Origin of the sequence: Sulfurovum sp. UBA12169 (assembly GCA_002742845.1) — a bacterium.
In the GTDB taxonomy this organism is placed as follows: Bacteria; Campylobacterota; Campylobacteria; order Campylobacterales; family Sulfurovaceae; genus Sulfurovum.
In genome coordinates, this window is the sequence record DLUH01000005.1 from 610,068 (window position 1) to 620,484 (window position 10,417).

At 43.4% G+C, this 10,417-nt stretch carries 10 protein-coding genes and 1 riboswitch; of the genes, 5 read left to right on the top strand and 5 right to left on the bottom strand.

All coding sequences use genetic code 11. From position 1 onward, the window contains the following. The first annotated feature begins 1 nt into the window (after position 1). Entirely contained in the window at positions 2–1,264 is a 1,263-nt protein-coding gene (locus CFH81_08120; GenBank protein ID DAB40159.1) for a transporter, read from the top strand. Positions 1,265–1,295: 31 nt separating this feature from the next. On the opposite strand, the gene CFH81_08125 is transcribed toward CFH81_08120, so the two are convergent. The 3 genes from CFH81_08125 to CFH81_08135 all read right to left on the bottom strand — a co-directional run bounded on the left by CFH81_08125 (position 1,296) and on the right by CFH81_08135 (position 4,447). Further along, positions 1,296–2,111, bottom strand: coding sequence for a hypothetical protein (locus tag CFH81_08125; protein DAB40160.1), 816 nt, complete (start codon positions 2,109–2,111; stop codon positions 1,296–1,298). A gap of 160 nt (positions 2,112–2,271) precedes the next feature. Further along, positions 2,272–3,660, bottom strand: coding sequence for a glycolate oxidase subunit GlcD (locus CFH81_08130; protein DAB40161.1), 1,389 nt, complete (start codon positions 3,658–3,660; stop codon positions 2,272–2,274). 106 nt (positions 3,661–3,766) lie between these two features. Continuing rightward, positions 3,767–4,447: a hypothetical protein gene (locus CFH81_08135; protein DAB40162.1), complete on the bottom strand. Its 681-nt coding sequence runs from the start codon at positions 4,445–4,447 to the stop codon at positions 3,767–3,769. 139 nt (positions 4,448–4,586) lie between these two features. Here CFH81_08135 and CFH81_08140 point away from each other — a divergent pair, with 139 nt between their 5' ends. Together CFH81_08140 and CFH81_08145 are read left to right on the top strand one after the other, a co-directional pair. Next, on the top strand, positions 4,587–5,882 hold the full coding sequence (locus CFH81_08140; GenBank protein ID DAB40163.1) for a peptidase M24: 1,296 nt from the start codon (positions 4,587–4,589) through the stop codon (positions 5,880–5,882). Then, positions 5,860–6,459 (top strand): NUDIX hydrolase, encoded by a 600-nt coding sequence (locus CFH81_08145; GenBank protein DAB40164.1) that lies wholly within the window; start codon positions 5,860–5,862, stop codon positions 6,457–6,459. The genes CFH81_08140 and CFH81_08145 overlap by 23 nt, the downstream gene beginning before the upstream one ends. Positions 6,460–6,530: 71 nt before the next feature. Here CFH81_08145 and CFH81_08150 read toward each other — a convergent pair whose 3' ends face one another. Beyond that, positions 6,531–7,403, bottom strand: a complete 873-nt coding sequence (locus CFH81_08150; protein ID DAB40165.1) for a carbon-nitrogen hydrolase — start codon at positions 7,401–7,403, stop codon at positions 6,531–6,533. Positions 7,404–7,512: 109 nt separating this feature from the next. Continuing rightward, a riboswitch (cyclic di-GMP riboswitch) is annotated at positions 7,513–7,590 on the top strand. Positions 7,591–7,606: 16 nt separating this feature from the next. Between CFH81_08150 and CFH81_08155 the strand changes: the two genes are divergently transcribed. Beyond that, positions 7,607–8,242, top strand: coding sequence for a hypothetical protein (locus tag CFH81_08155; GenBank protein DAB40166.1), 636 nt, complete (start codon positions 7,607–7,609; stop codon positions 8,240–8,242). Here the strand turns inward: CFH81_08155 and CFH81_08160 are convergent. Beyond that, on the bottom strand, positions 8,239–9,237 hold the full coding sequence (locus CFH81_08160; GenBank protein ID DAB40167.1) for an agmatine deiminase: 999 nt from the start codon (positions 9,235–9,237) through the stop codon (positions 8,239–8,241). The two genes, CFH81_08155 and CFH81_08160, sit on opposite strands and share 4 nt — an antisense overlap. A gap of 157 nt (positions 9,238–9,394) precedes the next feature. On the opposite strand from CFH81_08160, the gene CFH81_08165 reads away from it, so the two are divergent. Beyond that, entirely contained in the window at positions 9,395–10,405 is a 1,011-nt protein-coding gene (locus CFH81_08165; protein DAB40168.1) for an alanine racemase, read from the top strand. The last annotated feature ends 12 nt before the right edge of the window (positions 10,406–10,417 follow it).

Here is a 10,417-nt window from a genome sequence, read left to right on the forward strand (position 1 = left end):
CATGCAGCTGGAAAAACCAAAACTTTTTTTAGACAGCAAAACCTTTGTGGGGGTGATGGGTCTTTTGATGGTTCTGTTGGCGGTGCGTCTCGCCTTTCTCTATCAGGAGTATCAAGCATTTATCAATAAACCTTTTTTCTATACCCATGCGGATGTGCTGTTGTCTTACACTAAAAGCCAAAACGGCAAAACCTACCGGGTGTTGAAGCTTCGCAGTGATGAAGGGTTGACATTTTATACTACAAATTATCAGAAAAAAGATTTTCAACATGCCAGGGTGCACTTGCAGCTTTTGCCTGATAAGCGGATCACTTTTTGGGGGTATCTGGGGACGTTTTTTGTCAAGAGCCGTATCAAAACCATAGAGCATCTTCCCAAGACAGCCAAAGACACGCTGCTGCAAAAAGTGGCGTCGCAGCACCGGGGCAATCCGCTTGACTCTTTTTACAATGCTATTTTCTTTGCCACTCCTTTAGATCAAGCATTGAGAGAAAAGATCTCCATGCTCGGAATCAGCCATCTTGTTGCACTCAGCGGATTTCATCTGGGGATAGTGTGGGGGATTGTGTATGGACTGCTGCTGTTGCCGTACAGCATCGCACAGCAACGCTATTTTCCCTATAGGCATGCCTTGTTTGATGTGGGGCTGGTGAGTATCGTGTGTTTGGGGATTTATGTATGGTTTGTCGATTTTCCGCCCTCTTTGGTGCGTTCGTATGCTATGGTCTTGGCAGGATGGATCGTTTTGCTTACAGGAGTTGAACTGCTTAGCTTTACATTTTTGACAACGATTGTATCGGCGCTTGCTGTACTTTTTCCTTTTTTGCTGGTCTCTCTTAGTTTTTGGCTTTCGGTGGCGGGCGTATTTTATATTTTTTTGGTGTTGCGCTATGTAAAACATGCCACTAAGTGGCTGGTGACTTTGGTGGTTATTCCTCTGGGCATTTTTGTACTCATGCTGCCTGTGGTGCATACCGTTTTTGGATTGACAACGCCCTATCAGCTTCTTTCGCCGCTGCTGTCGCTGCTGTTTGTTCCCTTTTACCCTTTGGCAATGGTTTTGCATCTGTTGCAGTGGGGTGATATGCTCGATGAACCTTTGGCATGGCTTTTCAATCTCCCTCATGGCGGAGAACAGATGCTGTTGCCTTTGTGGGGGTTTGGTGCATATGTCCTGCTCTCTTTAGGTGCGGTTTGGAGCAGACCGCTGTTTTTAGCTACGCTAAGCGGGGCGACAGGGTACGGGGTTTACCTTTTTATCTGACAGATACATCCAATGAGTAAGCGCTTCATTGTCAAATATGTTTTATCTCTTCGTCTTTGTTGAGCAGGTCGCAAAACTTTAGTCCGTGAAGAAAAATCGCCCAGGAGATATAGATCCATAAAAAGAAAAAGAGCAGCGTGCTGATGCTTCCATAGATGCTGGTATAGGTTTTGTTGTGGAGGACATAAAAGACAAAAGCACTTTTTGATGCGTACCATACCAAAGAGGCGATAAAAGAGCTTATGATCGCGGCGGAAAATTTGATAGGAATATTTGCAGACAGTTGGTAGGCGGTGTAAAAGATCATCCATGAGATAAAGTAAGGCAAAAAGTTGTAGAGATGTATGACGCTGGTGACGCTGCTCTTGTCGAGATACGTTTGTATAAACGCTGAGAAGTAAAACGAACTTCCCATCATTGAAGGGATGATCAGAAGGAGCAAAAGATAGGTCTTGATCGCACCCCAGACGGTTCGGGTCGGTACATTAAAGATATCATTGACGATATAGTCATAGTTCTTAAAGAACATAACGGCGGCAAAAGTGACATAAAAAGCGCCGACTGCTCCCAGTTTATCTGAGTTTGCCATAAACGTATCTATGTAGTTTATCACTTCTTTGGAATCCGTGGGCATCATGTTTGAAAATAACAGAATTTTTATTTTATCGTACACAGAATCAAACAAAGGCAGCGTGGTAAAAACAAAAAAAAGGATAACCATAAGGGGGATGATCGAAAAGAGCGTACTCCAGCTGAGACTTGATGCGTAATGCCCCAATTTGTCATCAAAAAGATCTTTGAAAAAATCACGAAGAAAAACATAATAGTATTTTAAAAGGGATCTCATAAAAGATCCCTTTTAGTGAAGAGTGAAGAGTGAAGAGTGAAGGGTGTCGATATGCCTTGCTGTACAATGCGTTTATTGAATAAAATAGAAAAAGAGTTTCTTTTCAATAATTTTTCATTTTTCATTTTTCATTTTTCATTTTAAAAAAGCAAATGCTTTTTTAATTTGGCAGCCCCATTTTGCCCGGATTTAAGATATTGTTGGGATCAAAGGCCTTCTTGATATCTTTGAACAAAGCAAGCTCCTCTTCGTTAAAAGCGATATTCATAAAAGGCGCTTTGCTCGTGCCTATGCCGTGTTCGCCGCTAAGGGTTCCGCCCATCTCTACAACAAGCTCAAAAATCTCTTGTATCGCATGATGCCCTTTTTCAAGCAGCGCTTCATCGGGATTGTCCAGCATGACATTGACATGAATGTTGCCATCTCCCGCATGGCCAAAGCACGGCACTTTAAATCCATACTTGTTGCCGACGGCATAAATACGTGTGAGCGCTTTGGGCAGCATGCTTCTTGGTACGGAGATATCTTCATTGAGTTTTTTGTTTCCAAAAATGGTGATAGAAGGAGAAGCGTTTCTTCTTGCATACCACAACTCTTCTCTTTTGGCTGCATCGTGGGCTACAACAAACTCCTGTGCCCCGTTTTCTTTGAATGATTTTTCTAGGATTTCCAGCTGAAAAGAGACTTCCTGTTCCACATTGCCGTCTACATCTCCGATCAGGAGCGCTCCGGCTTCTTCGGGCAAATCAACGCCTAATTTTTCTTTGACCGCATGAACAACCAAACTGTCTAGAAATTCCATTGCTACGGGATTGGCTCCGGCTGCGAGTGATTTGAACACGGCATTCATCGCTGCTTCCACAGAAGGAAAAATTCCCATATAGGCTTTGGTAAATTTAGGTTTAGGGATAAGTTTAAGGGTGATTTCGGTGATAACGGCGAGGGTTCCTTCGCTTGCGATAAGAATGCCTGCGATGTTGTAGCCCGCTACATCCTTGATCGTTCTTTTTCCTGCGCGGATGATATCGCCGTTCGCACGTACCGCACGCAGCGCCATCACATAATCTTTGGTAATGCCATATTTAGCCGCGCGCATACCCCCTGCATTTTCACTGACATTTCCGCCAAGCGAAGAGTACTGCTCGCTCGCCGGATCGGGCGGATAGAAAAGTCCTACCGCTTCTACCGCTTTTTGCAAGTCCATGTTGATAACTCCGGGCTGTACCACCGCTACCATATTTTCCATGTCTATTTCGAGGATTTTATTCATGTGCTTTTCCATCGCAAGCGTAATGCCTCCCTGAATGGGGAGCGCGCCGCCTGTAAATCCTGATCCTGCGCCTCGTGGTGTGATGATGATATGATGGGTATTGCAGTATTTTAAAATCGCGCTGACATCATTTTCGTCTCGGGGAAAAACAACGGCATCAGGCTCAAATCGCGTACGTGTCGCATCATAGCTGTAAGCGATAAGATGAGCCTTGTCGCTATAGACATTTCCTTGGCCTACAAGTTCTTCAAAAGCTTTGATATGTTTTGTATCTAGCATGGTTTTCCTTCACTGTTTAACAAATGCGGCCAGCCGCATGAGCCAACTTCAGCCGTTGGCTCAGCGTTAGCGTAGGTTTTTGGGCTTTGCTCAAAAAGCATTCTCATCAAATAGACCCCATCGTTTGATAATAATTTCCCTTTTTGCTGCTAAACCATCCTGATTTTATCTCGTCAAAGTGCATAAAAAAAGGATATTGTCCTTGCGCAGGCATTCCGCTGATAGACTTTTGCCCCACTATCTTGCCCGAAAAAGGATCAAGCAGTACAGCGCGCTCTTTATGCATGATGCATACAAGACCTACTTGATACATTTCGGCAAATTTTGCAAGGTTTTCTTTGGTGGGAACCTCATCGCCTTCTTGGGAAAGAAACAGGGCATACAGGTCCGGATGTATCCATGTTTTGGGGTATTGTGAAGTCATTTTGCTGTAGGTTTGGGCATCAGGGGCCAAGAGCAAGACGTTGTCATAGAGATATCCGCCGATCACTTTATCATTGGCGCGTACGGCGGTTTTGATACCGGGAAGACTGTCGTGATGTATGATAGGCATATCAATAAGCACAGCGCTTCCCTGGGAAGAAGTTTGAGCCACACGATGAGTAACCGTATGAAGATTATCACTGTAGGTATGAACGACTACTCCGCTCATGCCATTGATGGGAAGCGGTTGGTTTAGCGTAATACCTTTTTCTCCAACATGTGAAACAGTTGTTTGTACCGTCGACGGGAAAAAATCTGCAAAAAGCGGCAAGGCAGTCAAAAGCAATAGGGCTATTTTACGCATAGCGAATCCTTTATAATATAGAATGGGGTAGATTATACAAGTAAAATATTAAAAGTCTATTGAGATATGCCAATAGCTATGACGCGGAGGCTCTCTTTAGTTATTTAGGCTATAATAATGTTCCAATAAAAGGAGCGCAATGAAATACCTCATAGTATGGATGTTGATGATGCACATTTTATTTGGAGCAAAAGTGACGTATGAAAAATGGGAAAGCGGCATAAATTTTTCGCAGTATTTAAGCTCACGCAATGTTTCAGCGGCATTGTTGAATTCTATTTCAGAAGAGGATCAAACTTTTCTTTCAGATATTCGCGGTAATTCCCGCTATTATGAAGCCAAAGATGCAAACGGGACATTGCTTCATGCGCTTATTCCGATAGGTAAAGAGATGCAGATTCATCTTTACAGACAAGACGGCGGGTACGGTTTTGATATTATTCCTATCGAGTATAAAGAAAATGATTATTATGGAAAAGTCGATATCAAAAGCAATCCTTATGCGGACACCATTGAAGCTGTAAATCAACAAAATATAGCCAAGAGGGTCGGCCAAGCCTTAAAGGGCGTTGTGAATACAAAAAAATTTCATCCGGGAGATGAAATCGATTTTGTCTATAACCAAAGGACGCGACTGGGCAAACTCAGTCAGATGCCCAATATAAAAGTAATAAGAGCGGTTATGGGCAGCAAAGAACAGTTTATTTATGTGGATGATGACGGATACGGTTACGATGACACCCAAAAATCAATCTCTTATCAGGTCACAGGAAAGAAAAAAATTGTTTACACGCGTCGGGTTCCTGCTTCCGGACAGGAGGCTGTTTTTGGTATGCCTTTGCATAATGTGCGTGTTACCTCGGGCTTCTCTTACAGAAGATGGCACCCGGTTTTACGTCGTTACCGTCCCCACCAAGGGACTGATTTTGGTGCAAGGAAAGGTACTCCTCTTTTGGCTGTCAATGACGGAAAAGTCATAGATGCAGGATGGAGAGCGGGGTACGGCAACACAATCAGGATACAGCATGCAGGAGGGTATGTCTCTTTGTACGCGCATCAAAGCAAGATACGCGCAAAAGCCGGGCAGTATGTCAAAAAAGGGCAAATTGTAGGGTATTCGGGCAACACCGGTGTAAGCTCGGGTCCTCATTTGCATTTTGGTTTGATGAAACATGGAAGATGGATTGATCCGATGAAGGTATTGCGCAGAGAATCCAGAGCGGCAACTGTATTGAAAAAATTTACCAAATATGAAGATGTCACAAGCACACAATATAAAAAAGTAGAAATCAAAGATGCCCAAAAATACAAAAAAGCATTATCGGTCTATCAAGATCAAAATGCCTCTTCTTATGTATGGGGAACAACACAATTACAAAGCGTGCATCTCAAAGACAGAGAGAAGTTTGCCAATGATACACAAGAACGAGATTGAAAATTTTACACTTCATGCACTCAATGATGCAAAATTTGTAAAGACCGCTTTGGCCAGATATGAACAAAACGGTATATCTAAAACATGGGAAGTCGTACAGGCACATGACAGTGTAGCTGTGCTTCTCTATCATGAAGAAAAAGATATTTTTGTTTTGGTTCGGCAGTTTAGGCCGGCTGTGTATGTCCACAACAATGAGGGAATGAGTATCGAACTGTGTGCCGGGATTGTAGATAAAGAGATGACTTTGGAGCAAATTGTACAAGAGGAGATAGAAGAGGAGTGCGGCTATAGAGTTCCTTTAAAACAGATCAAAAAAATTACCTCGTTTTATACGTCGGTGGGTTTTGCCGGAAGCAAACAGACGCTTTACTATACAACGGTCAATGATGCGATGAAAGTAAGCAAAGGCGGCGGTGTGGATAGTGAAATGATCGAAGTGGTTGAGCTCCCCCTTGTTGAGGCAGAAAAATTAATGTATGATGAAACTATCGTCAAAACACCCGGACTCTTGTTTGCCTTTATGTGGTTTTTCATGCAAAAAGAACAGTGCAACATACAGCCAAATTTTAAATAACGCTCTGTCTGCCGCTTTGAAGGTTTATTCGTTGGGCAGAATAAACGTATCTTTTGCAGCAATAAAATAACCTAGTCGCAATATCTTTTGAGTATCTCTTCGTAGGCATCGATGCGTCTGTCACGCAAAAACGGCCAAATGTCACGCACTTCTTTGGTGCGGCTGTGTTCGATAGCGGCATACACTATGGCTTCGTTTTCATGATCTGCCTGGATCAGAATCTCTCCCTGAGCTCCACAGACAAAAGAGTTCCCCCAAAAGCGTATCCCGTGCATGACGCCTGAACTGTCTGCTTCAAAGCCCACACGGTTGCAGCTAAGAACCGGAACACCGTTGGCAACGGCGTGAGAACGCTGTATTGTGATCCAAGCATTGAGCTGTCTTTGTTTCTCTTCCTCGCTGTCTGCATCAAACCACCCTATGGCAGTGGGATAGATAAGAAGTTCGGCTCCTTTGAGCGCCATAAGCCGTGCCGCTTCAGGATACCACTGGTCCCAGCATACAAGCACCCCAAGTTTGCCTACAGACGTTTGAATGGGCTCAAAACCCAAATCCCCGGGCGTAAAATAAAACTTTTCATAAAATCCGGGATCATCAGGGATATGCATCTTGCGGTATTTTCCGGCCACAGAACCGTCTTTTTCAAATACAACTGCGGTGTTGTGATAGAGTCCGGGAGCACGCTTTTCAAACAAAGAGGTGACCAGGACGACGCGGTTTGCCTTGGCTGTCTCGCTCCAAAAGAGAACGTCGGCTTCAAAATTTGCGGCATAGTCAAAGAATTTTGTCTCTTCTGACTGGCAAAAGTATTCGTTTTGATGAAGCTCTTGGAGAATCACCAATTCTGCGTTGTTTGATGCTGCTTCTTGTATCTTTCTGAGGGTTGCTTCAACCGTTTTGCTTTTATTGCCGTAGAATTTTTGTTGTATAAGCGCAATCTGCATCCTGTTGCCTTTTTGTGATTTTTCCCCGTATTTTAACATAAGGCGGCGATAATATCAAAAAACAGGAATTAATAAACATTTAAATGTGCTTTGGATAATATAATCATTAGTTGAAAAATGCCAAACTTTTTGTGAAGCAGGGACGGAAAACCATGGGTCTTGCTGAGAAGATCGCCAGGTTGCCAATGATACAATAATCATGTATGTCTCTCTTTGCATTGCACAAAAATAAAGGAAAAAAGATGAAGAGAGCAGGACATATCGCAGTATTTCTTCTTTTTGTGTCTTCAAATCTGTTTGCTGAAAGTTTTGAAGGAAGCCGGTCTGCAGGCAATGAAAGTTCTTATCGGTATGATTCGGATCAAACCGTCATCCAATCTTATCTGGATGCGATCAATATACTTAGAAGTCAACCAAGAAAATGCGGCAACAAGGGTGCTTTCAAAGCAGCACCACCGCTTAAATGGAGTGACAAGCTCTATAGGGCTTCCATGGAGCATTCCAAAGATATGGCAACACACGGGATGCTTTGCCATGCGGGCTCAGGAAAATCAACCGATGTGACGGGCATGAAGAAAAGCTGGATGAGACAGGCAAGTCAAGCCTCGGAACGCGGTAAATTTCATGGGTATACTTACAAAAAAGCGTTTGCATTTGCTGAAAATATAGGAGCAGGACAAAAAACGTTGCCGGATATTGTTCAGGCATGGGTCAAGAGCCCCTCGCATTGTGCCAATATCATGAATCCGAATTTTAGAGAAATGGCCTTAACAAAAAGCATCAATCCGGACACCCGTTACAAAACATTTTGGACGCTTAATCTCGGCTACAGACGCTAATAGGCCACTTGCATCGTAGAGCAATGCAAGGAACCGCCTTGTTCTATCAGTTTAAGACAATTGACGGGGATAATCTCTTTATCGGGAAATGCCGCTTTAAATATTTCATGAACTTCTTTATCTTGAGGCGCATCGTAGGCAGGGTAGATCAATGCATGGTTGGTGATAAGGAAGTTGGCATAGGTGGCAGCGAGGCGATTTCCTTCTTTGTCAAATTTGGCTTCACACATAGGCAAAGGAATGAGCGTATAGGGCTTGCCTTGCGAAGTGGTAAAAGCACGAAGCTGCTCTTCCATTTTTTTGAGTGCACTGTAGTGTTCGTCTTCTTTGTTTTCACACTTGACATACATAATGGACTCTTTGTTGACAAGTCTGGCCAAAGTGTCAATATGGCTGTCTGTATCATCTCCGGCCAGATAGCCGTGATCAAGCCATAAAAATCTTTTTGCGCCCAAATAAATCTTAAGTTTTTCTTCGACTTCTGTTTTGCTCAGTCCGCCGTTTCTGTTGGGGTTGCAAAGGCACTCCGAGGTGGTAAGAATGGTGCCTTCGCCGTCACTTTCGATCGATCCGCCTTCAAGCACAAAAGGGATCGTTTCCATCGGAGCGGTTCCCATATAGCCTTTTTGATGCAATTGTTGATTGACGCAGTTGTCAAGTGAAGCATCAAATTTGCCGCCCCATCCGTCAAAAGTGAAATCAAGCAGCTTGACCGTGCCATTTTCTTCAACGCTGATATAGCCGTAATCTCTGATCCAGGTATCATTGGTGGGAATTTCGATAAAAGTCATATTGTGCGTGGAGCAAAACAGATCGGCTATCTTGGCTTTGTTTTGACAGACGATATATACCGGCTGGGCATAGGCAACAGCTTGGGCAATTCGCACAAAAGGAGTAAGGGATGCTTTGAGATCCTCTTTCCAATCTGTTTTTTCATGGGGAAAAGAGAGCAGTATCATCCGCTGTTTTTCCCACTCTGCGATCATTCTTCTCATTCTCTTTGCGGTCCTTTGTTTATTTAATCTCAAAGCGGTTCTCTTTGACTCTTTTGATGGCCGGTAAAAGCCAAACGGCTGATACCGTGTTTTTATATTTGTTTACTTGTAAAGCCGCTTTCATCCCTTTTTTATACAGAGGGAAGTATAATCACCTATGGCATTTATCATACTCAATAAACAACATTTTTATCATAATCTTAACCAAATTGCCCTAAAAACCGGCTCAGTTGAAAAGATAGGTATTGTTCTCAAAGACAATGCCTATGGTCACGGGATAGAAGAGATGGCTGCACTTAGCCGGGCTTACGGCATCAAACATGCAGTGGTAAAAAATTATAAAGAGGCACAGAAGATTAAAACATTATTTGATACTGTTTTGATACTTGGCGGAGAATTTAATGAAGACGAAACATGTTCTTTTGCACTTAACGGCCTGGAGCAGATCAAAAAAGTACCCTCGGGAGTCAGGGTGGAGCTCAAAGTGGATACGGGGATGCACCGAAATGGTATTGCACCCGATGAACTTGATGCGGCATTGGATCTCATAAGACAAAGAGGTTTGAACCTTGTCGGTGTGATGACGCATTACCGCAGCGCCGACATACTCAGTTCGGAACTTTTTTGGCAGCAGAAATGTTTTGAGAACGTGAAACAAAAAGTCAAAGAAGCCGGATTTTCGACTGTCAGATTCCATTCTCACAATTCGGCAACCATTTTTCGTACCCACAGTTTTGATGAAGATTTGGTGCGTGTAGGGATCGGCGCATACGGATACAATGAGCTTCCTGATATCTATGGAAAGATAGATCTCAAGCCCGTACTTTCTCTTTATGCCAAAAAAGTCTCTCCAAGGGTTTTGCGATCAGGCGAAAGGGTCGGATACGGGGGAGATTTTAAAGCCTCCAAAACGACGAAGATCTCAACTTACGATCTGGGCTATGGAGACGGTTGGCGCAGGGGAGAGAGTAAAAAACCTTATATTACCGGCGAAGGCGTGCCTATACTTGGCCGCGTTTCGATGGATTTTCTCTCTTTGGCAACCGATAAAGATGAGGTGTGCATCATGAATGACGCACAAAAAGCGGCGCGGTATTTTGGAACGATCAGCTATGAGATGACAACCGCTTTGTCAGCTGATATACCAAGAAGCGTATTGGATCAATAATGCCCAAAAAAA